The sequence below is a fragment of the Anaerococcus degeneri genome (assembly GCF_017874475.1).
In the GTDB taxonomy this organism is placed as follows: Bacteria; Bacillota; Clostridia; order Tissierellales; family Peptoniphilaceae; genus Anaerococcus; species Anaerococcus degeneri.
On sequence record NZ_JAGGLO010000005.1, the window covers coordinates 23,758 to 48,770 of the forward strand.

The 25,013-nt window shown below is 36.6% G+C and carries 32 protein-coding genes; all 32 read right to left on the reverse strand.

What is annotated here, in order from left to right; all coding sequences use genetic code 11:
* Window position 1: 1 nt before the first annotated feature.
* A complete protein-coding gene (locus J2Z38_RS06215) occupies window positions 2-2,614 on the reverse strand; it encodes a phage tail tape measure protein (protein WP_233463498.1) in 2,613 nt (870 codons plus the stop codon).
* Between the two features lie 294 nt (window positions 2,615-2,908).
* Window positions 2,909-4,252, reverse strand: coding sequence for an MATE family efflux transporter (locus J2Z38_RS06220; RefSeq protein ID WP_019116068.1), 1,344 nt, complete (start codon window positions 4,250-4,252; stop codon window positions 2,909-2,911).
* Between the two features lie 362 nt (window positions 4,253-4,614).
* Window positions 4,615-4,779, reverse strand: coding sequence for a hypothetical protein (locus tag J2Z38_RS06225; protein ID WP_019116069.1), 165 nt, complete (start codon window positions 4,777-4,779; stop codon window positions 4,615-4,617).
* Window positions 4,776-5,141: a hypothetical protein gene (locus J2Z38_RS06230; protein ID WP_019116070.1), complete on the reverse strand. Its 366-nt coding sequence runs from the start codon at window positions 5,139-5,141 to the stop codon at window positions 4,776-4,778. Before J2Z38_RS06230 ends, J2Z38_RS06225 begins: the two co-directional genes overlap by 4 nt.
* 11 nt (window positions 5,142-5,152) lie before the next feature.
* Window positions 5,153-5,743 carry a major tail protein gene (locus J2Z38_RS06235; protein ID WP_019116071.1) on the reverse strand — a complete coding sequence of 197 codons (591 nt, stop codon included), beginning with the start codon at window positions 5,741-5,743 and terminating at the stop codon, window positions 5,153-5,155.
* Entirely contained in the window at window positions 5,733-6,065 is a 333-nt protein-coding gene (locus J2Z38_RS06240) for a hypothetical protein (RefSeq protein ID WP_019116072.1), read from the reverse strand. Before J2Z38_RS06240 ends, J2Z38_RS06235 begins: the two co-directional genes overlap by 11 nt.
* Complete coding sequence (locus J2Z38_RS06245; protein WP_019116073.1) at window positions 6,058-6,438, reverse strand: HK97-gp10 family putative phage morphogenesis protein; 381 nt, start codon at window positions 6,436-6,438, stop codon at window positions 6,058-6,060. Before J2Z38_RS06245 ends, J2Z38_RS06240 begins: the two co-directional genes overlap by 8 nt.
* A complete protein-coding gene (locus J2Z38_RS06250) occupies window positions 6,435-6,767 on the reverse strand; it encodes a phage head closure protein (RefSeq protein ID WP_001933586.1) in 333 nt (110 codons plus the stop codon). The genes J2Z38_RS06245 and J2Z38_RS06250 overlap by 4 nt, the downstream gene beginning before the upstream one ends.
* Window positions 6,767-7,045: a head-tail connector protein gene (locus J2Z38_RS06255; RefSeq protein WP_019116074.1), complete on the reverse strand. Its 279-nt coding sequence runs from the start codon at window positions 7,043-7,045 to the stop codon at window positions 6,767-6,769. The genes J2Z38_RS06250 and J2Z38_RS06255 overlap by 1 nt, the downstream gene beginning before the upstream one ends.
* Before the next feature lie 18 nt (window positions 7,046-7,063).
* Window positions 7,064-8,257, reverse strand: coding sequence for a phage major capsid protein (locus J2Z38_RS06260; protein ID WP_019116075.1), 1,194 nt, complete (start codon window positions 8,255-8,257; stop codon window positions 7,064-7,066).
* Between the two features lie 6 nt (window positions 8,258-8,263).
* Window positions 8,264-9,004: a head maturation protease, ClpP-related gene (locus J2Z38_RS06265; protein WP_209773861.1), complete on the reverse strand. Its 741-nt coding sequence runs from the start codon at window positions 9,002-9,004 to the stop codon at window positions 8,264-8,266.
* Entirely contained in the window at window positions 8,925-10,250 is a 1,326-nt protein-coding gene (locus J2Z38_RS06270) for a phage portal protein (protein WP_019116077.1), read from the reverse strand. Before J2Z38_RS06270 ends, J2Z38_RS06265 begins: the two co-directional genes overlap by 80 nt.
* 66 nt (window positions 10,251-10,316) lie before the next feature.
* Window positions 10,317-10,526 (reverse strand): hypothetical protein, encoded by a 210-nt coding sequence (locus J2Z38_RS06275; RefSeq protein WP_019116078.1) that lies wholly within the window; start codon window positions 10,524-10,526, stop codon window positions 10,317-10,319.
* Window positions 10,527-10,651: 125 nt separating this feature from the next.
* On the reverse strand, window positions 10,652-12,244 hold the full coding sequence (locus J2Z38_RS06280; protein ID WP_209773864.1) for a terminase large subunit: 1,593 nt from the start codon (window positions 12,242-12,244) through the stop codon (window positions 10,652-10,654).
* Between the two features lie 86 nt (window positions 12,245-12,330).
* Window positions 12,331-12,609: an Nmad4 family putative nucleotide modification protein gene (locus tag J2Z38_RS06285; RefSeq protein WP_019116080.1), complete on the reverse strand. Its 279-nt coding sequence runs from the start codon at window positions 12,607-12,609 to the stop codon at window positions 12,331-12,333.
* A gap of 1 nt (window position 12,610) precedes the next feature.
* Window positions 12,611-12,856, reverse strand: coding sequence for a hypothetical protein (locus J2Z38_RS06290; RefSeq protein WP_019116081.1), 246 nt, complete (start codon window positions 12,854-12,856; stop codon window positions 12,611-12,613).
* Between the two features lie 106 nt (window positions 12,857-12,962).
* The gene (locus tag J2Z38_RS06295; protein ID WP_019116082.1) at window positions 12,963-13,136 is read right to left on the reverse strand and encodes a DUF5049 domain-containing protein; all 174 of its coding nucleotides are present in this window, start codon (window positions 13,134-13,136) and stop codon (window positions 12,963-12,965) included.
* Entirely contained in the window at window positions 13,126-13,356 is a 231-nt protein-coding gene (locus J2Z38_RS06300; RefSeq protein WP_019116083.1) for a DUF4314 domain-containing protein, read from the reverse strand. The genes J2Z38_RS06295 and J2Z38_RS06300 overlap by 11 nt, the downstream gene beginning before the upstream one ends.
* On the reverse strand, window positions 13,340-13,996 hold the full coding sequence (locus J2Z38_RS06305; protein ID WP_209773866.1) for a virulence protein: 657 nt from the start codon (window positions 13,994-13,996) through the stop codon (window positions 13,340-13,342). Before J2Z38_RS06305 ends, J2Z38_RS06300 begins: the two co-directional genes overlap by 17 nt.
* Before the next feature lie 74 nt (window positions 13,997-14,070).
* Complete coding sequence (locus J2Z38_RS06310; RefSeq protein ID WP_019116085.1) at window positions 14,071-15,663, reverse strand: DNA cytosine methyltransferase; 1,593 nt, start codon at window positions 15,661-15,663, stop codon at window positions 14,071-14,073.
* Window positions 15,644-16,906 (reverse strand): site-specific DNA-methyltransferase, encoded by a 1,263-nt coding sequence (locus tag J2Z38_RS06315; protein WP_209773878.1) that lies wholly within the window; start codon window positions 16,904-16,906, stop codon window positions 15,644-15,646. The genes J2Z38_RS06310 and J2Z38_RS06315 overlap by 20 nt, the downstream gene beginning before the upstream one ends.
* Window positions 16,907-16,918: 12 nt before the next feature.
* Complete coding sequence (locus J2Z38_RS06320) at window positions 16,919-17,701, reverse strand: S-adenosylmethionine synthetase N-terminal domain-containing protein (protein ID WP_019116087.1); 783 nt, start codon at window positions 17,699-17,701, stop codon at window positions 16,919-16,921.
* 5 nt (window positions 17,702-17,706) lie between these two features.
* On the reverse strand, window positions 17,707-18,303 hold the full coding sequence (locus J2Z38_RS06325) for a P27 family phage terminase small subunit (RefSeq protein WP_019116088.1): 597 nt from the start codon (window positions 18,301-18,303) through the stop codon (window positions 17,707-17,709).
* Between the two features lie 110 nt (window positions 18,304-18,413).
* A complete protein-coding gene (locus tag J2Z38_RS06330; protein WP_026064998.1) occupies window positions 18,414-18,782 on the reverse strand; it encodes an HNH endonuclease in 369 nt (122 codons plus the stop codon).
* 159 nt (window positions 18,783-18,941) lie between these two features.
* Window positions 18,942-19,376 carry a DUF1492 domain-containing protein gene (locus J2Z38_RS06335; protein WP_001933558.1) on the reverse strand — a complete coding sequence of 145 codons (435 nt, stop codon included), beginning with the start codon at window positions 19,374-19,376 and terminating at the stop codon, window positions 18,942-18,944.
* 48 nt (window positions 19,377-19,424) lie between these two features.
* Window positions 19,425-20,768 carry an SNF2-related protein gene (locus tag J2Z38_RS06340; protein WP_019116091.1) on the reverse strand — a complete coding sequence of 448 codons (1,344 nt, stop codon included), beginning with the start codon at window positions 20,766-20,768 and terminating at the stop codon, window positions 19,425-19,427.
* A complete protein-coding gene (locus J2Z38_RS06345) occupies window positions 20,749-21,039 on the reverse strand; it encodes a VRR-NUC domain-containing protein (protein WP_019116092.1) in 291 nt (96 codons plus the stop codon). Before J2Z38_RS06345 ends, J2Z38_RS06340 begins: the two co-directional genes overlap by 20 nt.
* A complete protein-coding gene (locus J2Z38_RS06350; protein ID WP_019116093.1) occupies window positions 21,017-21,346 on the reverse strand; it encodes a hypothetical protein in 330 nt (109 codons plus the stop codon). Before J2Z38_RS06350 ends, J2Z38_RS06345 begins: the two co-directional genes overlap by 23 nt.
* Window positions 21,347-21,529: 183 nt before the next feature.
* Complete coding sequence (locus J2Z38_RS06355) at window positions 21,530-23,803, reverse strand: DUF3987 domain-containing protein (RefSeq protein ID WP_209773887.1); 2,274 nt, start codon at window positions 23,801-23,803, stop codon at window positions 21,530-21,532.
* On the reverse strand, window positions 23,790-24,167 hold the full coding sequence (locus J2Z38_RS06360; RefSeq protein WP_019116095.1) for a DUF7768 domain-containing protein: 378 nt from the start codon (window positions 24,165-24,167) through the stop codon (window positions 23,790-23,792). Before J2Z38_RS06360 ends, J2Z38_RS06355 begins: the two co-directional genes overlap by 14 nt.
* Window positions 24,160-24,834, reverse strand: coding sequence for a Rha family transcriptional regulator (locus J2Z38_RS06365; RefSeq protein ID WP_019116096.1), 675 nt, complete (start codon window positions 24,832-24,834; stop codon window positions 24,160-24,162). Before J2Z38_RS06365 ends, J2Z38_RS06360 begins: the two co-directional genes overlap by 8 nt.
* The gene (locus tag J2Z38_RS06370) at window positions 24,809-24,955 is read right to left on the reverse strand and encodes a hypothetical protein (RefSeq protein ID WP_019116097.1); all 147 of its coding nucleotides are present in this window, start codon (window positions 24,953-24,955) and stop codon (window positions 24,809-24,811) included. Before J2Z38_RS06370 ends, J2Z38_RS06365 begins: the two co-directional genes overlap by 26 nt.
* Window positions 24,956-25,013 lie beyond the last annotated feature (58 nt).

Genomic DNA, 25,013 nt, shown 5'->3' on the forward strand with positions numbered 1-25,013 from the left:
CTTACCATCCCCTTGCCTTTCTATTTTGTAATTTCCCTAGTGCCATATCCATCTGTGGTGCAATTTCTCCAACAAGCTCTCCAGAATCAAGAACGATGCTTGTTTCTGCAAACTGTGGGAAGTATCTATCCATAATGGCAAGAACTCTTGTCATTACACTAAGAAGTTCTCCATTTGCTCCAGCTGTCATGTTCTGAAGAGTATCAAGTCCCATGATTACTTCCGGTCCTGCCTCTCCGCCTCCAAGAAGATGTCCACCTTTACTTCCAAAGATAGTTGCTCCATTTAAGAGCATTGGTTTATTCATCGCCTTTTTATACCAATCAATAGATAGATGTGGTACAGATGGTGGTGCTAAAGAGAAATGCCCTCGAATACTAAAATGTGGCAGTTTGATATGTGGTAATTTTAAGCTGATACCAGCAAAGAAACCTTTAATCGCATCTACCACATTTTTCACCTTATTCTTTGCCCCTTCGATTGGTGTAACAATGGCACTCTTTATACCATTCCAAATGGAAACGGCTGTATTTTTGATTCCATTAAATATAGAGCTTACTGTACTTGATACAGCATTAAATACCGATGATACCTTTGACTTTATACCGTCCACCACAGATCCAATTACACTTTTGATTCCGTTCCATACATTTGTCACAACCGTTTTTACTGCATTAAAGATTGTAGTAATCACAGTTTTTATAGCATCAAGTACAGTAGAAATCGTAGTACTAATTGCATTCCATACAGTTGTAATGACTGTTTTTATGGCATTCATGACAGTAGAAATAAAGGAACTAATCGTATTTAAGACCGTCATTACAACAGTCTTTATTGACTCCCATGCAGCCATAACAGTTTCTTTACAGTTTTCCCAAATAAATCTAAAGGGAAGTGTGATAAGTTCAAAGTAGCCTTTAATAAGCTCCACAATAAACATCAGTGCTACAGTAAGTATATTTTTTATGGTTTCCCAAACTGTAGTGAAGATACTAACTAGACCTTCCCATATTCCTTTAAAAAAGTTTGATATATTCTGCCAAATACTCATGATTGCAGTAGATACTGTTTCCCATAAGCCTTTGAACCATTCTGTAATAGCGCCCCAGTTTTTAATAATGGCAATGATGGCCACTACCGCTGCTATGATAGCTGCAATAATTCCTATAATTGGAAGTAGCGAAACATTAAGAGCACCAAAGCCCACTGCTGCTCCACCTGCGGCAGTACCTGCGGCTGCTGTTCCTGCTGCACTTGCACCTCCTGCAACGCCCACTGCTGTAGTTGCGGTGGCTGTTCCTCCAAGTAGTCCAATGAGTCCGCCAAGTGCAGATGTAATAGTTCCAACTGCTGTGATGACTTTTCCGATGACAACTAAAACAGGTCCAACTGTTGCTGCAATAAGAGCAATTTTTACAATGGCATCTTGCATACCAGGAGATAGACTATTCCACTTTTCGTTTAATGATTTCATCATCTCAGAAAATTTGGTAAGCATCGGTGCAAGAACGCTCATAAGAGAGTTGCCGACATCAGCACCTACTATCTTTAAGCTATTAAGAGAGGTCTGAAACTTATCGATTGGATCTAAGGTTTCATTAAATGTGCTATCTACATTTCCAATATTATCTTTTAAGGATGTACCTAATTCTTCAAATGATAAGGAGCCGTTTTTACAAGCTTGATAAATTGCACCACCTGCTCTTTTACCAAAGAGTTCATAAGCCGCTTGTAGTCCTTCCGTTTCACTACTAGCATTCACCATGCTGTCTTGGATTTCTTTTAGTGCCTCTTTCATAGGCTTTCCATTTGCTGTAGCATTAGCAAGTGCCTTTGTAAGTCCTGTCATAACCTGTGATGTATCAGCTCCAGACATTTCAACATTTCCGAGGAAGTTTGCTGCATCACTTGCAGAAAAACCAAGTTGCTGAAGTGCTGCAGAATTGGTCACCATGCTCCTCGCAAGAGTATCCATACTGATACCGGTTCTTTGACCAACCGCATTCATGGTATCAAGTAAGGCTCCTGCATCACTTGCTTTAAGACCAAAGGCAGATATGACCTTCTGCGTATTATCAATAGCAGTAGATACATCTGTATTATTAAGCTGAGCAAATTTTATAAATTTACCAGAAAGTTCTTCTAGCTTTTTACCAGTAAGACCAAATCTAGTATTCACCTCACCAATAGCAGCACCTGCTGTTTCAAAGTCTGTAGGAATTGAAGTCGCAAGATTTTTCATGCTATCTTGCATTTCATTTAAGGCTTTACCTGACGCACCTGTTTTTTGGACAATTATATCCATACCAGCATCAACATCATTAAATGCCTTTAAAGAAGCAGCACCCATCGCTACGATAGGTGCTGTTATATGTGTGGATAGACCTTTGCCAACTTCAGTAGTCTTATCTCCAACTTCCTTAATCTTATCCCCTGCCTCTTTCATAGAAACAGATAATGCAGATGGTACTTTCTTTGCTTCTTCCTGAAGGGACTTTAGATTATTTTCTGTTTCGATGATTTCTCTTTGAAGGGCATCATACTTATCTTGTCCAAGCTCTCCATTTTCAAGCTGTACTTTTGCCTGCTTATCTGCCTCTTTTAAGGCATTCAACTTTTCACTAGTTTCAGAGATTTCCTTTTGAAGTAACTGCTGTTTTTGAGCAAGCAACTTTGCATTGGAAGGATCAAGTTTTAATAGCCTGTTCACATCACGAAGTTGTGACTGCGTTGATTTAATTGTAGAGTTTACACCTTTTAAGGCTTTATCAAGACCAGTAGTATCTCCACCAATCTCAACAGTAATACCTTTTATTCTATTGGCCACCTTAACCCCTCCTTTCCTAAAAATAGGTATAAAAAAGACACCTACCTTTTGTAGATGCCTTATTTTAAATATTTTATGATTTTAGATTATAAAATTTTTTAAACTCTTATTCACACTAATAGCAAAAGGAATTGTGATGATTGTTGTTATTAAATCTGAAATTGTTTGAGCATATATAACACCATTTAATCCCATAAGTTTAGGCAACAATAAAATGATAGGGATAAACACAATTCCTTGTCGCAATGAATTTAGAAATACTCCCCCTAATGCCTTTCCTGTAGACAAATACAAGGTAGAGTAAGTAAACTGAAATCCAAATGTTATAAACATAATTACAGCTGCTCGTAATGCCGGCACTGCTATATTTAATACATTTTCATCAGTCCCAAATATAGATAATATACTTGGGGCAAATATATAAACTATCACAGTCCACACTACACAAAATACATTTGTCCATTTAACACTTGCCTTTATAGCTTCTCTCACTCTTTCATAATTCTTAGCTCCATAATTAAATCCAGCTAATGGTTGTAATCCTTTCATATATCCAAATACAACATTTGTTCCTAATGTTACAATTCTAAGAACAATACCCATTGCAGCTATTGCTTCTTCTCCATAAAAGGACGCTGCATAAGATATTTTGCTGATGGATATTGTTTGTAGAATTTGAAGTATTAACATGGATATACCTATCTTTAATATATCCTTGTAAATTGCAACTGTAGGTTTAAAGTTAGGTAACTTTATCTCAATTAAATTTTTATCTCCTACAAAGTAAATGAGATACATTAGACTGGTTATAACTCTGGCTATGAGTGTCGCAATCGCTGCACCTCTCACTCCTAAATTAAGTCCGAATATAAATATCGGATCTAAAATCATATTTGATATAGAGCCTACAATCATAGCCTTTAAGGAAATTTTAGCAGCTCCTTGTGCAACGGCTAAATTTCCAAGTGTTACATTTACCGTTCCCAAAATACCGCCTACTATGAATATTCCTGTATACGACTTGGAAATTTCAATAATAGATGGTATGGCTCCCATAAATTTCAAAACGCCATCTAAATAGCAAAACAATGCAATAGCTGTAACTATCCCTAAAATTGCACTTGTTAGTAGAGCAACTGTCGCTACAATACTTGCTTCTTTTTTATCATTTCCTCCAAGTAGCCTTGATATATAAGAGCCTGCTCCGGCACCAAATGTTAATCCTATCCCTAAAAAAATAAGTTGAATCGGAAAGGCAACAGAAACGGCAGCTACTGCCTCTTTTCCAAGTCCGGACACAAAATAGGTGTCCACAACATTGTATAAGGCAGCTACCAACAAACTGATAACCATAGGTATACCTAACTTAAAAAGTGCCTTATCAATATTTTCTTCTTTCAAAATTTTTATTCTGCTTTCGTTCATTTAAAATTTCTCCACTTCTCAATATTTTATTTTCTGTATTTATGCAACAAAAAAGGCATAAATACAAAATAGTATCTGCCTTTTGCTTAATAATTTATAAAACAAAAGGCTACAGACAAAACATTGCCCATAGCCTTTTACATTTTATTTATATATCGAGAAATGCGCACAAAAACAAAGCCAACTAAATGACCTAATTTTTTGTATTTCCCGATGAAATCTTAAATGTAATTTATTTGCTATACTCTGTACAATGTTTCATCGGTTTCATTTGTACAGAGTTAAGTTTGTTCTTAGGATGATTTTTTAAATATATGCTCATTACGCTACCCTTCTACTTTTTATGAATTATACTATATAAATCAAAATTTATCAAACTCAGCTTGACCTGCCACCTTGCTATATTTCACTCCGTCATTTGATTTTTCAGTCCAAATATCTAGTACCATACCAATTGTAAGTAAATCAAGTTCTGAAATGCTTATCCCTATTTCCACGCATCTTAGTAGAAATAGAGCTGTTGTCATTTCCCTACTACTTTTTGGAAGTTTTTTTTAGACTTAACTTCTGTCTGAATATTTGCTCCCCAAAGTTCAAGTATTTCAGGAAGAACCTCATAAATAGAAAACATTTCAAACTGGTCAAGCCAATCATCAATGTTTCCTGGAATACTTCTATCTGCATGGTAAGCCATGATGTAGGCTACATTTTCAAATATCTCAAGGTCATCAATTTCAAAAGACCCTTCATTGGCCTTGAATGTTTTCTCCAGCTTTGAGAGGTCTTTGAAAATATCTCTTTTAAATTTAATTCTATACAGTCTAGGGATTGTAGCAGATGAACGAAACTTTACATCAACCTCTCCTACTTTTACTGTTTTCTCAAGCATATTTCCCCTCCTTATTTTCCCGATGGCTTTGGTGTTTCAGAATTAGCCTGTGGAATATAAACGTTCTTATACCAGTTAGCATAGGTATCAGCCGATGTAGTATCTCCAGTTCTTGATTTTACAAGTCCATCCTCTCTTGGATCTGCTGTAAGTGATAGTGTTTCTGTTCCAGGCTCTATAGTATCTTCCTTTGTTTCAGATTCAATGGACGGACGAGATGCGGAGCAATTATATAGGACGTGCCTAATTGCATTGATATCACCGTCAAATTCAAATAAGAGTGCAAACTTTTCTGTTTCTGATACATTTGCCTTTTCTACAAGTACTCCGTTTTTATCCAGTTCTTCTTTTAGGATTTCCGTTCTAAACCATTCAGGTATCAGTGCAATCTCAAGGTCACCGCTATATCCATTGTTGGCAGTAGATCTAAAATACACAATACCATCTGCATAAAAAGGACTGGATTCTCCTTCAGCTTCAAGGCTGATACTTACCGCCCCTGGGATTGCTTTAGGATTTTCATAAGAAAATGTCCCTTCGCTTGATTTTTTAAGTTTTGCTGCATGAACATTTTTAAGGTTATATTTCACTTTATTTCCCATGATTTTCTTCCTCCATTTCAAAAATATATAAGATTTCATAGAGTTTTTCCGACTCTATAAAGATCTCTGTTTTGTTATAAAAAATGCCATGCTCATCGAGCACAGCTTCTACTTTCTTTTCTGTTTTCGGACTTTTGTAATCCGTATAGATTTCAATATGAACTTCATTTGCTTTAAAATACACTCTTCCGTCTGCTGAAAAGTTATCGCTCGCTGGCAAGATGTAAATAAGAAAAGGCGGCTCTGGCGATTCCCCTTCAGCAAAGTGATGATAAGCATTTGGAAGTCCTATATGCTTTATAATTTCAAGTAACCTATCCATTGGAAATAGCCTCCTTTATCTCTTCTTCAAATACCTTTACAGCCTTTTCTTCAGCTGCTGCAATATGTGGTCTAGCAGATACTCTTCCTCCACCACGCTTTGCATGACCAAATTCGAGAAGGTGGGTAAGCTGATATTTGTTTTTTGAATGAACTACAAGCTCTAAACTGCTAGATGTTTCTCTCACAGTTTTCACAGTCCAGCTTTTCCCATATTTTCCTGTATCACTTGGAGCATTCGCACTGATTTCATCACGCACTGTCTTTCCGGCTTTTTGAACTGCCTTCTTCACATTTTCCGTTGTAACATCAGCATATTTTTCAAGTTCCTTCATCACTTCAGATGAAAGGCTATCAATTTTCACCTTGCTCATCTCTCACACCTCTTACAATGAAGTTTTAGACTTTTCTTCCTATAATTCATGTGGTCAATTCCTTCAATTTCATAAATATCATTATGAAAAATAACTCTATAGCAGGTGGAAGATAAGACCGATACTTCCTTACTGTAGCGAATGGTAAAGTCAATCTTGCTTTCATCCCATATAGCACCACTACTTGTTTCTTCCTTTGGACTTTCACTGCTGATAGTTGCATGGCAAGAGTAGTATTTACTCCACACATTTTTATGGTTTCCTATTTTATCCACTTCAATTTTGCTTTTTTCTATAGTAATGCGTTCATTTAATAGTGAAACTTTCATTAAAATTCCGCCTTTCTTACTCCAAATAACATGGATCTAAGTGTAATCGTTAGCTCATGATGGTCTGCCTCTTCCCTATGTTCATAAAGATAGGCGGCAGCATATAGCACTGCCACCTTGTATTCTTCAAAGTTCTCACAAATGATTTCTTCTTCCTCTTTTCTTGCTATAGAAAGACACATTTTTTCAGAAGACTTTATAAGGGTGCTAATCAGATTATCATCTTCACTTGTATCCACCCTCAGATAGTTTTTCATTTCTTCAAGACTTACAACCATAACTAGCACCCCCCTCCTTTATTTTGCTTTAATAGTTAAAAGATGAACCGCCTCAGGAAGAATCAGTTTTCCATCCACTCTTTCCTTTGCAATAAAGCCTGTTGTATCTGTTTCAGCATAAAGCTCCGTAAGTTCCTGCATAGACCTTGTTCCTCTGTCTGCAATGTTGTAATAAGAAAAATCACCGAATGCAATGGCAGGTTTTCCCGCTTCTACAAGAGGTGCATACGCTGATGTAAAAATAGGATAACCAAGCAGTCTATCCGGCTCTCCTTCTTTAATGGAAGGCTGCCACATATAGTTTCCATTACCATCTTTAAGTTTTCTAATGATGGCAATGGTCTGGTCATTCATAATAAATTTAGCCTTTTGACGATATGGTCTTCCAAGTGCATACACAAGACTGATAATATCATCAGATGAAATAGCTACTCCTGCTGTTGTTACATCACTGATTGCACCACCATCTTTATGGAAAATTCCAAGAGGCTTTTTCTTACCGTCTCCGTTTAGAAATGCATCTTCCTCGGCATTACCGATTGCCTTACCAAATTGCTCGATAATATAGCTTTCAAGCGGGAACATGCTGTCATAAAGAAGTTCATTTGTAACCTTAACACCAACAGCAAGCTTAAATGCATCAATTGTAATCTGACCAAAAGTAGAATCAGAAAATGGAATTTTACCACCTTCTTCAACCCAAAGAGCGGCTGGCTTAGTAGCTGTTATTGTAATTCTATGAAGACCTGATGTTGTTATCTTAGTTCCTAAGGTTCTCATTATGTTATTTTCCGTTAATACATCAATCAGTCTCTTATCATATTCCTCCGGAACAAGATATCCTCCATCAGTGTCCACTCCTTCCTGCAAAAGGTTTGTAATCTGCTTAAAGTTACTTCTGATTGCCTTAAGCATATCCCTTCTGTATTCATCGGATGCTCTTCCCTTTTTCTCCGGATTATCATCCACTTTCATTGGCTTTGTAACAATTGCATTTGATGTAGGTCTAGATAATTCTTTATCCATCTCTTCAATCTTCTTAAGACGCTCAATCTCCATACTGTAGTTATGGACTTTCTTTTCCATTTCATCATAGCTTAAAGCATCTTCTTCAGAAATAAGGCCGTCTTTATCTCTCTTACTTTCAAGAAAAGCCTTAGCACCTTCCCAAGCCTTATTACGTTTTTCAATCATTTCTAAAATCTTACTCATAATTTTCTACCTCCAATTTTTCATTAAAAAAAGACGTTCCATTAAGGAATCCGCCTTTACATGAGTGTTATCTGTTTCTTTATTTTCTATTTTGCATTTAGCTGCTATTCTTTCCATCAGTGAATTTACAACCTGTGCCTTTGAATACATCATGGAAACTTGTGGTGCTTCTATGTCTGTAGTTTCACTTCTTTTTAAGATATCATCTGCAAATCCAAGCTCCACAGCTTTATTAGCATCCATCCAAGTTTCTTGATCCATTAAATGTGACAATTTCGTTCTAGACAACCCTGTCTTAATTTCATAAGCATTGATGATGGACTCTTTTACTTCATCTAGCATCGAGATTGCTTTTTCCATTTCTCCTTTATTTCCAAAAGCTATGGTCATAGGATTATGGATCATAAGCATTGATACCGGACTCATCATCACTTTTGTGCCTGCCATTGCAATAACCGATGCTGCACTTGCTGCTATCCCATCAATCTTTACTGTGACATCTCCTTTATATTCCATCAGCATGTTATATATCTGGGCTGCTGCAATACAGTCACCTCCTGGAGAGTTAATCCAAACAGTAATGTTTCCATTACCCTGATTTAACTCCTCTTTGAAAAGCTGTGGTGTCACATCATCGTCAAACCACGATTCTTCAGCTATCGTTCCATTAAGGAATAGGATGCGTTCTGTCGTTTCTGTTTCTCCTTGATTTACTACTTGATTCTTCCACTTCCAAAACTTCTTCATTCGGTTCTTCCTCCTTTCCATCTTCACCTGCAAATGCTCCTGCCCTTTTAAGCGGGAGCATATTTCCATTTATGAGATATAGGTCACCTCCATCTTCACTTGGAATACGGTCTAGGTTTTCTAATTCCCTAATATCGTTCGCTGACATCCATCCATTTTGTCTGCCGATAGCATAGCCATTCATTCTTGATTGGTAATCACCACGAAGGAGTCCGTCCACATTGAATTTGACATAGTACTTTTTCTTTTCCTCCTCAGTAAACAGCCTTCTTACAATGGACTGCTCCCACCTTGCCACCCAAGGATCAAGCGTATACTTCACAAACTCAAGCGACTGCTGCTCAATATTAGAAAAGCTCGACTTCTCAAGGTCACCTACCATATGTGGTGGAACTCTAAAGATTCGAGCTATCTCATTGATTTGAAATTTTCTTGTTTCTAAAAACTGTGCTTCATTTGGAGATATTGAAATCGGTGTGTACTTCATTCCTTCTTCCAAAATCGCTATCTTATGACTGTTACTACCAGAGAACCCTTTTGACCAGCTTTCCCTCATAGCCTCAGGATCCTTTACTGTTCCCGGATACTCCAAAATACCACTTGGAGTTGCACCATTAGCAAAGAACTTAGCTCCATATTCTTCCGTTGCGATTGCCATACCTATGGCATTTTTAGCCATAGCAATTGGTGAATAGCCAACAAGTCCATCAAAGCCAAGTCCAGGAATATGAAGAACATCTGACTGATTTAACTTCACTCTTCCTTGTTTTTCTGTTCCTGCATCAGAATCACTGACAAAATATTCATAGTAAATTTGACCTTTATCATCTCTATCTACCTTCATCCTGTCTGGCATAAGCGGATAAAGTCCTAAGACTTCACTCTTACCATTTCTGATAATTTGAGCATAGGCATTACCCCAAAGAAGTAAATGTGTCATCATGGTTTCTCTAAAAATAAAACTTGTCATTTCAGAATTTGGTTCATCATGAAGAACTTTATATAAAGGATGATTTATTGCTTTTTCTGTTCCTGTATCGATTCTTTCATACACATGAAGTGGCAAACTCGCTACTGCCTCTGATAATATCCTTACGCAGCTATATACTGCAGTCATCTGCATAGCTGAGCGTTCGTTTACTCTTCTTCCAGATGATGAACCACCCATCAAAAAGCTATATGAACTACCATTTGTTCTATTACTAGGCTTATCTCTACTCTTGAATAAACCGCTTAGTATTCCCATTTACTTTCCTCCTAATTTTCTGTATGAAAAAAACACCTCCTAAGAGATGCTCTTAATAATAAATTTTTAACTATATACCGGCTCTACTGTTTCTTTCAAAAGACAAATATCTAGTCCAATCTTCATGGCCTCGTAAACATCTGTCATTGTGCCTCCAAGGTTAAGAACCTCATTTTGAATATCTTCTTTTGTCCATCCTTTTGAACCATCATTTTCTCTTGCAAACTTATCCATGACTTTTTTAACTACAAGTTCTAATACCTCTTTTTCTAACATTATATTTCCCTCCTTTAATCCGTTTTAGTTGGTTTGTATAGGTTAAACGAAGTTGAATATGAGTACAACCCACTTGTAAGAAATAGGGATTTAAATGTAAGAATTAAGTATTTTAATGTTGTTTTTTAAATGAACAAAATACCCCTGCCATCATATACACTTTCTGTATTTTGATTTCCACATCTAATTGCTCTATCAAGGCCCATGATAGTAGCAATAGCTCCATCAATCTTTTCTGTTGACTTTTCCTTATCTGCTTTTATATTTCCAGCAGGATCGGTTCTAATAAAAATATTATCCATCATCCATCTAAGAACCGGATTTCCACCGTGAGCAAGCTTTTGTTCCAGTGTTAATTTCATAAGTTCCTTAGTAGGTGGACTCATATCCTTAAAACCTTGTCCAAAAGGAACTACAGTAAAGCCCATATTTTCTAGGTTTTGTACCATCTGAACAGCACCCCACCTATCGAAGGCAATTTCTCTAATGTTGAACCTTTCTCCTAGCTTTTCTATGAATTTTTCAATATATCCATAGTGAACAACATTACCTTCTGTTGTCTGAATGTATCCTTGTCTTTCCCAAACATCATAAGGTACATGGTCACGTTTTACTCTTAAACCCAGCGTATCTTCAGGTAGCCAAAAGAAAGGCATAATGCAAATTTTATCGTCTTCATCTATTGGAGGAAACACTAAAACAAAGGCTGTAATATCCGTTGTAGATGAAAGGTCAAGGCCTCCGTAGCATACTCTGCCTTCAAGTTCATCTTCATCTACTGCAAAGGAACAAGCATCCCATTTTTCCATTGGCATCCATCTAATTGCTTGTTTTACCCATTGGTTAAGTCTTAATTGTCTGAAGGAGTTTTCTTCTCCCGGATTTTGCTTTGCTGATTCACAGGCAGCCTTTACTTTATCAATTCCAACCGTCACCCCAAGAGATGGATTTGCTTTCTTCCATACTTTTGGATCTGTCCAGTCATCTTCTTCATCAGCACCATAAATCACTGGATAAAAAGTGGAATCTATTTTTCTTCCTTCTAAAATATCCTTAGCCTTTTGATGCGTTTCATAGCAGATAGAATGTGTGTCTGTACCTGCTGTTGTTATAAGAAAATATAAAGGCTGAGTTCTAGCATCACCTGAACCTTTAGTCATAACATCAAAGAGTTTTCTGTTTGGCTGGGTATGAAGTTCATCAAAGACTACACCATGAATGTTAAACCCATGCTTGGAGTAGGCTTCCGCTGATAATACTTGATAGAAAGAATTTGTTGGCTTATAGATAATTCTTTTTTGTGATGCCAGTATCTTAACTCTACGGTTAAGTGCAGGACACATCCTTACCATATCTGCTGCAACATCAAACACTATAGTTGCCTGCTGTCTATCAGCAGCACATCCATATACCTCAGCTCTTTCTTCATTATCACCACAGCAAAGAAGTAAGGCAACAGCTGCTGCAAGTTCACTCTTTCCCATCTTCTTTGGGATTTCAATGTAGGCTGTATTAAACTGCCTATATCCATTTGGTTTAATCACTCCAAATAAATCTCTTATGATTTGCTCTTGCCAAGGAAGTAACTTAAATGGCTTACCAGCCCAGGTGCCTTTGGTGTGGCTTAGGCATTCAATGAAATTTACAGCATAATCTGCATGATCCCTGCTATAGATAGAATCTTTTAATTTAAATTTTGTAGTCTTGTATTTTGCCATCAACTCACCCCTTTTAGACATAAAAAATACAGCCCTTTGGCTGCTACTACGAGAAACAGAGCCTAGGCTCTGAAAATCTTTTATTGTTAGTTTTGTTTTAATGCCCACTCAATTGCGTGACCATCATCTTTGAATCGTTCTTCGCTTACTTCCCTTAGTCCAATAAAACCTTCACATGAATGGTCATCATCTAGAAATTCATGAACTGCTGCAAAGTAGCAATTACCATCTGGGTGATAGTAGTGTCCTACAAGAATCACCCTATCTCCAAAGGTTATGACCCTACCCCATCTAGTTTCTAAATCTTCCGGTGTTGCCTGTGTTGGTATCTTGTACTTGTTAGCTAAATCTATCATTTTGCTCATCTTATTTCCCCTCCAATTCTAAGAATTCATCGTAGGTGATAAGACCTGCATCGTAGAGTTCAAAGTTTTCGTTTCCTTTATAGAATTCTCTTTCTTTTTCTTCTCTTGCTTTGGCTCTTTTTAGGTATTCGTTCCAGCCAATCTTGCCTTCGTCATAAAGTTTTCTTTCAGGCTCTCTTTTATAAAATGCTGCTTTCTTATCATTTAGTTTTTTTGTCGCTTCCTTAAAAATTTCTTGCTTTGTCATGTGCGTTTCTCCTTTGTTTTTGGTATGTGTATATTCCCGTAATTTGAAGGATATATCAAGTCATTTTTAAAGAAATATGTGCTTTATTTTCATAATAATAGTAGTTTTATTTGCCGTATAGAATGAAATCAACATAGGCTTTTCTATCCGTTTCAAGAAAATCTACAAGTTCATAAAAATCCATTTCATAAGCGATTCTTTGAACTACTCTTATATCAAACATATTAGTAATCCCTGTTTTTCTAATAGCAAGTATCTGTTCCTTTATCTTATCGTTCATCTGAAACCCTCCTGCAGAAATCTTCACCATAAGCTACACTTAGGCTACTTCCGTTATCCCAAGAAACCATAATAGAGCCAATATCATCAACACCTCTTACTGTTCCTGCTGTACCAATAGGCGGTGCCTGAATATCCTCCATAAAGACAAGCTCTACTCTAGTTCCAACTGGATACTTTTTTCTTAATTCTTCAACAACCTCTTTATTTGGAAATCTCATCTTCATGACCTCCATTTCTAAATGCTGATGATCCTGAAAGCTTTTCAAGAAGTATTTTTCTATCTTTCTTAAATTCATCTCCGATAAAGCCTAGTCTTAAAAGAAAACATCTAAAGGCATACTTTTCATTGACTACTTCTTTGGAAGAATCGTTGATGCGTTTGGCATCCATACTCATCTTACAAAGTGCAGCAATAAATTTTGTATATGTCATTATATGTTCGTTATCGATATTTTCAAACCAAGGAAAACTTATTTTTTCTTCATCTTCCTCTATCTCAAGGCTTGTAATTCCTAGTGCCTTTTTGATTAAATCGCCCTTATTTTCAAAGATTTTCTCTAGCTTGGATAAATCCACCTTCTCTCTTGGAATTGCCACTGTAAGCCCCTGTGTGGCCACTGGCTCCCTTTTAATCTCTTCTTTAGGTACAAAGCCGTCACCGATAAGATTGTGAACTAACCTTTCAAGTGCGAAATCATCTTCACATAAAACCGTTCCCGTCTTATCAATTGTAAAGATTCCAACCTCATAAGCTGTACTTGGCATTCCTAAATACTTGGATTTTTCATTTGTGATTCTTTCAATCCCTTTGACAAGCTCTTTTCTCTCTTTACCTGTAACATTAAATTTTACTTGCACTTGTTTTTCCTCCTTTAGTTTTGGTATGTGTATATTCCCGTACTATCAGAGATTTATCAAGTTATATCTGTGCATTACTTAAAATAAAAGTGCTTAATTCCTGCAAGTACAAAACATACATTAGGAAGTGCCACGCCATTTCCCCACATCTTATATTCAGCTGAATCTGTATGAGGACTAGCAAGCCACTTTCTTATCTGTTTTTCACTTCTAGGCTTAGTAGCTTTCGTCACAACTTTCCTATAGGTTTCAAAGACTTCAGTCCAAAATATCAATTCTCCCTCTGTGGGATTGATAGTTTCTAAATCATCACACCAACCATCTGGGAAACCTTGAAGTCTTCCGCATTCCTTTGGAGTTAGTCTTCTAACAATATATCTTTGACCCGCCACGTCATTTACAACAGGTGGATCTTTATAGTCACTTGCAACTAAAGTATTAGCTAGATTTTCTACCGCCTCAGTATGATGGGAGTTTTTGCTGGTTGAATAGATTTCCTTTTCAACGATGAGTTTGCCTTGACCTGCCATCTCACTATGAACACCCTTTGGCCCATCCATCGCACAAAGTGTACCTGCTGTTTTGTCACAGTAGACAATGGCAAGTCCGCCTTGATTGGCTTCCGGTGAGTTTTGACCCGTGTTAATGGTTCTTGCCACATCAGTTTCATAAACATTAGCTCTATGATTTTTGGTGTTTTCTGATGTAATACGGACATCAAAGGTTCTGGTACTATCCTCAACTACAAAAGGCTGGTTGTTTCCACCAGTTCCAAGGCTTGCTCCTATAGTATTACTCACAGCAAGAGGTCCTTTAAATCTAGAGTCCTGTCCATGATTTTCAAATACCAATGGTGGATGATTCCCTACGCTTGCGGTGATTGTTCCACTCTTATTTTTATGAACATCCATCCTCTGACCCCCTTGGTCATTTAAGCATAGATTTGTGACTGAACTTCTAATGCTACCTTTAGAACCTGTGGCAGTTCTTTGCCACGGGCTTTTGCTCTTTTCAAGATGCCAAGGCATGCCCTCGGACTCAAATAATATTTTTCCGGCACTTCTTCCATTAAAATCGCAGACAAGATAGATGCGTCTTCTTCTTTGGGGAACTCCCCAGTACTGAGCATCAAATACCCTCCATGCGAGTGAGAAATCTTCTGCCATGATAAGACCTGCGTTTTGCCATTTCTTAGGTCTAGCCTCATCAATTTTATGTCCTTTGATCCCACAGATTTCTTTGAGGACTGAAAAGAAGTCCTCTCCTTTGTTTGAGGAGAATGCACCTGGCACATTTTCCCAAACGATATATCTTGGTTTTTCTCCATGCGTTTCCTCCCTCATTTCTTTAATAATTCTAATTGCCTCATAAAATAAATTAGAGCGAGAACCACTTAGCCCCGCTCTTTTACCTGCTATAGACATATCTTGGCATGGGCTGCCAAAAGTGATAATGTCCACAGGTTCTATTTCATTTCCTTTAATACCAGATATATCTCCTAAATGTTTTACATCCGGCATTCTTCTAGTTGTTACTCTAATTGGAAAAGGCTCAATTTCTGAACAACTAATAGGCTTTATACCTACAAGTTTTGCTCCTAAACAAAATCCTCCTGAACCATCAAATAGAGAACAAAGTGTTAGAGGTTTATTTTGTTTTTTCTCCATGTGTTTCCACCTCTTTCACTAAATCTTTATATGATAATTTCTTACCACCACGAATCACATAGACATTTTCATTATCCCCGGTATCTTCCACATATCGTCTTAAAATAACTGATGCATACTTTTCATCAAGTTCCATCGTATGACAGATTCGATTTGTCTTTTCACAAGCAATTAAGGTTGAACCACTACCTCCAAAGGTATCAATGACGATGGCATTTTCTTGACTTGAGTTTTGAATCGGATAGGAAAGTAAATCTAGTGGCTTTGATGTCGGATGATTTTCATTTCTCTTTGGTTTATCAAAGTTCCAAATAGTTGTTTGTTTTCTATCGGAATACCATGAATGCCTACCATTTTTAAGAAAGCCATAAAGCACAGGTTCATGTTGCCACTGATAATCACTTCTACCAAGAACAAGTGAGTTCTTTACCCATATACAACAGCCTGCAAGATGAAATCCTGCATCAATAAAGGCTTTTCTAAAATTAAGTCCTTCCGTATCAGCGTGAAATATATAGGCTGCTCCACCACTTTCCAAATGCTCTGCCATATTTTGAAAGGATAGAAGAAGGAAATTATAAAACTCTTCCTCTTTCATCGAATCGTTTTTTATCGTAAGTCCACTGGCACTTTTAAATGAGACCCCATAAGGGGGATCGGTAATAATGAGATTGGCTTTTTTACCACCCATCAAAGTATCTACATCTTCCTTACTTGTTGCATCACCACACATCAGACTGTGTTTGCCAACATTCCAGATATCGCCTTTTTCTACAAAGGCAGCTTTTTCAAGTGCTGATGTCAAGTCAAATTTATCATCTTCCACCGTTTCCTTTTCAGAATTTCCAAATAACTCATCAAGTTCTGCTCCATCAAAGCCCGTTAGAGCTAAATCAAAATCCATTCCTTCTAATTCTTCAATCTCAATTCGGAGTAGTTCCTCATCCCAGCCAGCATCCAGTGCCATTTTGTTGTCAGCTATGATATATGCTTTCTTCTGTGCCTCAGATAGATAGTCTACAAGTACACATGGCACTTCTTCCATCTTTTCTTCCTTAGCTGCCATAACTCTTCCGTGACCTGCGATGATATTAAACTTTGAATCGATGATGACCGGATTGATAAAACCAAATTCTCGTAAAGAGGATCTAAGTTTCATAATCTGCTCTGGGGAGTGAGTTCTTGCATTATTCACATAAGGGACTAGTTTACTAATTTCCACCATTTCCATTTTTGTTTTCATAAGCTCACCCCATTAAAAAAGACCCCATTCAGCGAACTTTTCAAATCCACCAATAGAGTCTATATACTTTCTTGCGATATTCACGATTTCGCTATACGGCTTACCATCAACTACTTCATCACCAATGGCACAGCTAAGTTCAATCGGTCTTTGTTCCACCTGTGCTTTAAGAAAAGCGTAGATATTTACTGATATATCTGCTTTGGATAAGTCTTTACCATGAAGACCGCCGCCTGTAACTGAATCAGCCATGTCCGATCCAAGTTTACGGTTTGTTGCTCCTGTATCTACATCAGTTCCACCAGTCCAAAAGCCTAGAGGATTAATAATAGCAGACTGATATTTACCTTTTAATTCTTCATTATTCGCATGGCTTTGGCAGATGATTAGCTTCTTATCATCAAGGATATATTTTCCATCATAGGGATAAGTTCCATAGATTTCTCTTGCAATTTTACTTAAAGCCTTATCTTCATCTGTTAATGGCATACCTTTAAAGATACCATTATCACCACATCGGATAGTTTCTTCTTGGTTTTTAGATAGGTGTTTATCTTGTCTTGCAATGACAATATCTTTTTTAACCTTTCCAGCAATACGAGCTATTGCCTCTTTAATTTCCTTATACTTAAAATTCACCGTGCTTTCTATAATCACATGGCACACACCATGACCGATTAAGACTTCTACGGCAACTTTAGGATTATCACAATTTTTATATGCGATATCAACTATAGCACCTGCTATTCTATCTGCAATTTTATCTGGGTGTTTTGGATTTACTTTTTCTATCATTTTTCTTATCTCCTTCTTCTTAATAGCTGCTCCATAAGGTCATCGCTATCTTCTTCATAAATTTCTGTACAGTTCTGTTTGACGATGTCGTATATCTCATACCAAATAAGATTTGCTGTTTTTTGAAACTGTGATGACATCTGAATAAATGGCGAAGCAATTACTCCACCTGTTGTTGGATGCTTTCCAAGCATTCCATATCTACTAATAGCATCCTCGCATTGAATATATCTGGCAAAGGCCTGTGAATATGACTCAAGCAATCTTTTATTTACTAACTTTTCGCATTTTCTCTCCTTTAGCCACAGCCATGTTTCTTTATATATTTCATCTGCGCCTAGTGGAATACCGTCCTTTTGTTTTGCAGATAGGTACTCACCAGGTTTTGGCATATCTATTCCATCAAGTTCTACACCATCAGGTAAATCTACAGAATCAAGTTCTGCATAGTACATATCCGGTATATCATTTGCAAGCAGTTTTACCTTTTCTCCATTTTGTATTTTTTCAGCTATCGGTCTTGGTTTATCTCCTGCTTTTACTCTTCTCCCACCTCTATATGTTCCGTCTTTGGCCACATTCATCACTTCCTTTCCATTCATATTTTTTAGTTTTCTTTAATACCCCCTTTGAACCTGTGTTTTTGTGCATGAGACCCCACGCCCGTTCCACGGTGGCTAGGTTCGTAGAGATAATGACCGCCCCTACCCATTTACTTTTTATTCCAACGGTCTCCTCTTTGGGCATGAATTCTCGCATGACACGATTTGCATAAAGATATCAAATTGCTTTTATTATGATTTCCACCTTCAGAAAGAGGTTTGATGTGATGCACTTCTTCTACAGGAACTAAAATTTTCTTCTTAAAGCACTCCTCACAAAATGGATGCTCTTTAACATAAGCATCTCTTACTCTTTTCCACACTCGTCCGTACCTACGGCGTACAGCAGGATTCCTGTCGTACTTCTCGTAGCGTTGGTTCTCTTCCCTTTGATGCTTTTCACAAAACCTGCCATCAGTTAAGTTAGGACATCCAGAGTAAGAACATGGACGCTTTGGTTTTCTTGGCAAGTCTTCCACCTCCTTTTGGGCATAAGAAAAGCCCTGAAAGATTTCTCTCTCAAGGCTTGTATTCTTATAATTTTTGCTAAGTATATCATACCACAAAGGCAAAACTATTAAAAGATAGTCAAACAGTATTATTTAGTCTCAAAGTGTCTCAAAGCGTCTCATTTTGTATCAACTTTTTATATCTATAGGATTTTCAGGCATTTTTAACTTAACTAGTGCATTCCCATGCCACCTTAAAACTGTAGCTCTTGAAGCATGAAGTTCCTTTGCTATTTCATCCCATGTCATATTGTTTAAATAACGATAGGTAAGTAGCAGTTGTTCATCCACACTTTCAAGTTTTGAAATCATGTCAAGAATTTGCTCTTTAAGCCTGATAAACAATATAAGTTTCTCATTTATCTTTGCCTCTAAGTCCATTATTTTATTTAAACTTTTCACAAAAGGTGCTTCAGTATTTTTGCTAGTTTGAACTCTGTCTATATCATATCTTGGAGAGGATACACTTGTTGCCATTAACCTAAGTCTTTTTATATCTTCTAGGTAATGCTGTATTCTTTTATCAAGCAGATATGCTTGCTTTAAATATTCTTTTATTTCCATTCTTACCTCCAACTTGAGGTAAGTTCTCCATAGAACCTCTTTTCCTCGTTACTTTAATCTTGCTTTAACTGAATCAATCAGTGCATCTTGCATTTTCTCTTTTGCCTTTAGTGCTTTCATCACATCTTCGTCAATAGTACCTTCAGAAACAATGTGATGAATAACTACTGTGTCTTTTTGTCCTTGTCTATAAAGCCTTGCATTGGTTTGCTGATAAAGTTCTAAACTCCAAGTAAGTGAAAACCATATAAGTGTTGATCCACCTAATTGCAAGTTAAGTCCATGACCAGCACTTGCAGGATGAATGACTGCAATAGGAATTTTCCCTTCATTCCAGTCCGTTATATCCTTACCTGTCTTAATCTCTCTAACATCAAACCTTTCTTTTATTCTAGTTAGATCATGTTTAAACCAGTATGCTACAAGAACAGGTTTACCATTAGCACCTTCAATTAAATCTTCAAGTGCATCGAGTTTTCTATCATGAATTACGATGCTTTCCTTTTTATCGTTATACACAGCACCGTTTGCCATTTGAAGAAGTTTACTAGATAGGGCTGCAGCATTTATAGCATCGATTTCTTCATCTTCAACGGATAGCACCATATCCTTTTTTAAGGAATCATATAATTTTTGTTCCTTTTCCGATAATGAAACCACCACCTCATTCATAATGCATTCTGGCATTTTCAGAAAGTCTTTTGATTTCATAGAAATCGTAATATCTGATATAAGGCTATATATCATTTTCTCTGCTCCATCTTTAGGTTTATATGAAAATATCATCTGCTGATTTCTTTTATCTGGTACAAAGAAGTTTTGTCTGTAGTGAGTGATATATCTTCCAAGCCTTTCTCCCATATCTAGGAGTCTAAACTCTGCCCACAAATCCATAAGACCGTTACTTGATGGAGTTCCTGTAAGTCCTACGATTCTCTTTACCTTTGGTCTTGCTTTAAGAAGTGATTTGAACCTTTTTGCCTGATAACTTTTGAAAGATGATAGTTCATCAATTACCACCATATCAAAAAACCACTTAAAGCCACTTTTTGTAATAAGCCAATCTACATTTTCACGGTTAATAATGTAAATGTGTGCGGGTTTCTTTAATGCATCAAGCCTTTCTTTTTCACTTCCTGTTACTACAGAATAGCTAAGATATTTTAGATGTTCCCATTTTTTAATCTCCTCTGGCCATGTAGAAATCGCAACTCTTAATGGTGCGATAACAAGAGTCCTTGATACATCAAAGTAATCAAGCATAAGTTCATTTATTGCACTAAGGCTTATGACACTTTTTCCAAGACCCATTTCCAATAGAACTGCTGATATTGGACTATTTATGATAAAGTTCGTTGCATACCTTTGATAATCATGAGGAGAGTATTTCATCAATAACACCTCCGATTTGCTCTTTATCATCAATCACAAAACATTTAAAACCTAACTTCCTAAAATCAGCCATTCTTTTTAGCTGAAGAGGTCTTGGTTTTTTACCTTTTGCCTTAAGTTCTACAAAAGCAAACTTCCCTTCCGGGAGAAGAAGTAAACGATCTGGAATACCAGATAGACTAGGACTTACAAACTTTATTGCAAAACCACCTTTTTCTTTAATCTTACGAACTAAGCATTTTTCAATATCACTTTCTCTTAAACAGCTCATCTGCTCTCTCCTTTGCCATAGCCTTTATTTTTTCATCAATATCATTTCTTGTCTCACTAGCTAAATTGCCGTAAAACACATCAACATATTTATTTCCAAGATTAGGATAGTCAGAAAACATATTACTATCAGCCTTTGAACAGATTTCATCAATAGTATTTAATGCCTTTAATAACCTACCTGTATCCTTGGCATGAAGTACAGGACTAATTGCAACTACCGCTTTTGTCCCTACTGTCTTAAGGAGTCTCATATACGCTCCTGCATTTTCATAAACTTCAATTTTTCTTTCATTTATTGTAATCATCGTATTTCTATTCCTTTCATCAAATTGTTAAAAATAGTTTTGTCCTATTTTGTCACGCTGTCGCTATATAGATAGCTTTTTTAAATTAATTTATTTATATATAAAGTATTGCTACATATAGAACTGTGTATGGGACGTGGGAACAGCGTGACAAAACCCTTATATGTGTGACAAAAAAGTCTTTTACTCCGATAAAACACTCGGATTGATGGAATACACCACATTCTTAGGTCTTCCATTTCTCATTTTTTCTGCCGGATCTATTTCTGAAAGACGGATATATCCATAGTCTTCAAGATTGTCCAGTATGCTTTGTGCCTCTTCTGCACTTCCAACCCACCTGCAAAGTCTCATGACTTCCCTTCTTGTAATGTTTACAAGTTCTTTTTCTTTTAATTTTTCAAGAACCATAAGAGCAGCCTTAAAGTCTGAACGAACTCCCATATCTCCATAGGCATTAACTGCATGGACTAAAAAATATTTTCCAATTTTAACAGCATTAGAAAAAACTTCTTCATCAATTACAATCGGTGAATCTTCTTCTAAAAGAGCATCTCCCACATCTTTTTTTATCACACTACTTCTTGCAAGTATCCCTGCAATGCGAAGCGTATTTCCCACTAGTTTTCCGAGCCAATCGCTGTACATAGTAAATTCACCTACAAGCTTTTGTTCCACCAAGTCAAAATACTCTTTTAAGAGTTCCTTTGCCTTTTCACTCAGCTTTATAATTTGTGTATTTCCCGTCTTTTCTTCCATCAGAATATTATCGATTAACTCCTTATATTCCCTATATACATCTTTGGAAATGCATTCTGATTCTAAGGTCCTTTTTCCAACAAAAGATTGTGGTGTAGTGTATAGAAATCTTGCGGTTAGCCCTCTATGACGAAACTTCTTATTTCTCATTAGCTCACCAATCACTACAGGTTGAACAGACAAGAGAATGCTAAGACACGCATTTTCAACATAGATAGAATTTCTCATAATTCTATCTACGGATATGTTTTCTCCGGAGTAGGCTTTAAGAAAAACATCAATATTTACCTTGCTGGAATAAGTGCCTGATATGACATCAAAAATTCCACCTTCAGATGAAATAATAGAAATAGCATTATTATTTTCTGCCAAACTTTCTGTGAGTTTTTCAGTAGTCGTATCATCCACATAAACCTTTAAAGGCTTACTTTCTGTAAAATTTACAAGTTCTTCTACCACACTTCTGATTTCATCATTAAATTCACTAGAAGTTTTGTCCTCTCCCTTTTTCTTACTTTGGCTCAGAAGACTGTTTTTCTTGTTTTCTAGTCTCTGTTTGATGACTTTAGACATTTCAAATTCCACTTTATGAATTTGGTTATATTTTTTGATATATTCATCCACAGGTTTTATGACAAGCGAAATAACTGCAGACTTTCTTTCCGAAGGCTCTGCTATAATTACGCTGTAAATATTAGTTGGTTCATGCCAATCCGCTTTTCCCTCAACTTTATATAAATTTTTCATACAAGCTGATACAGTAGCAAGAACTCCAACTGCTGCCATATCCACAGGAGTCTGTGTTGATTTTCCTACAGCAATTGCATAGTTTCGTAAAGCCTTAGGAAGGGCTTCAATAGGAAAATTTGGCATCTTTTCTCCCGTAAACGGTAATGGCTCATCCCAAGAAACTTTTTTATATTCGTCTGGAGGTATATATCCTTTTTGTTTAGATATATTTTCATAAAAGCTGATTGCACTCTTCCAAATGAGTGAAAGTTCTTCCCTATCCAAAGGAGGGTTACACTTTTCAGATTCCTCTAAAAATGCTTTTTTTGCCTTTTCGCTTTTCCCGTATCGTTTTAAGATAATTCCTGCAAAATGGCTTAATGTAGAATTGCGACTTCCTTCTTGTATTTGGCTACCTAATATAGGTAGATCTTCAAATTTTCTTCTTCCTAAATAGTCAGTAACTGTTAAATCCCCTTCATAAAGTTCTACTTCCGGATTTTGTGTTCCATAAATAAACCTTGCGGCATCTAAGGCATTATCATCAAAGTATGGAAATTTAGCTTGAATTTGCACTTTATAATCAGCGTATTCTCCAGCATCCTTTATTTCTTCAATTGGGAAATATATATGAAACCTTGGTCTTGCTGACTTATTCCCCTTTACCTTCATATGGTTTCTGCTATACGATGCAAAAAAGCATACTCCTGGAAAGGCTAATGCCACATCAAAAGGTGTCACCCAGTCTTTTTCATCATCTGAGTGGTCATTATCACAGTCCATAGGTATGCAATTAGAAGTTATGAACTTATCTTTACTTCTATAACTGCCTTGAAACTCTGCTGTAACATGGTCAAAAGAGATAGCTTTTATAAAGCTATCCCTATCAGATACTGTGACCACATTAGGATAAAGGCAGTTATTCTTATTTCCGATGCAAGTAGCATCATAACAATTAAAATTTAGCATTTGTCTTAACCTCCAAACCCTCACTTGTAAAATACTTAATCACTTGTTTTCTTTTTTCAGCGATTTCAATTTCTCGCTTCATGCCTTCAGTGATTTCAGTACCAAAGACCCACACCTCTTGGCATTTACCAAGAAGTATGACATCCATAAAAAGTGCATCTTTTCTTTGTTCTAAATCTCTATCATCCATAAAAGGAAACAAGAGATGTGGAGTTACAGGAATTGCACCATTCTTATAGGCAAGTTCCGCATAATGAATGGCTTTCTTAATGTTTAAATCTTTATCACCACTATATGGAGAGCAGATATATGCAAGTGGTCTGAAGTTTGGATTTTCAAGGTGTTTCTTATATGTCTTACTCATAATCTGCCTCCCTTCCAATCTTTCCTAAATACCATTCAAGTTGTATTTTTCTTGCTTGATAATCTGGAGTAGAAATCAAAAGACCTGCATCAATTTTTTGCAATCTATCTATTAGATACATTTGACTGGAAGATAGATACGGACGAATACTTTGGCCTTTATCGATTCCATACAATTCCCTGAACTGTTTTGCTGACATCCCAAGAACAAGTCGATTTATCATGTCGCATTCGTTACTATAGTGATACGCCTTTGGATGGTCATGAATTAAACTGATATTTTCAGTTAAGATAGGAAACATCTCTCTTGCTGAAATAAGCGTTGTTATGAAATCTTCCATCTCATTAAACTTTTTGATATATAGTTCTTTAAACTTCATAGCCTTTGGCCCGGTATAACCCATTGCCAAAATGGTAAAACCGTCTCTTGTTAACAGATAGCATGGTAGTTTTCTACCTGTAGAATCCTTATAGCTACTCAACTCAAAATTGAGCTCAGTAAATTCTTCACTCAGCCCAGATTTGGGTTCAGTGATTGACTGAATATCACGAATTACATTTGAATGTCTTTTTTCAAAGAACTGTGCAACAAATCTGCTGTCTACTCTGGCGGTGTTATGCTTGTCAGCCATAATGCCATAATCATTCATTGGAATCATTGCTTTCATGATTAACACCTCCATTCAAACATCCGCTTAATTCTTCTACTGCCACTTGGAGCTCTTTTATTTGCTGGTCTCTTACCTTATCCATTGTTTCCAAGTCGGTGATTTTTTCTTCAATAGTCATCTATTTGACCTCCTGTAATTTTTTTGAAGGCACTATTACCTTCTAAATCACAGGCAAA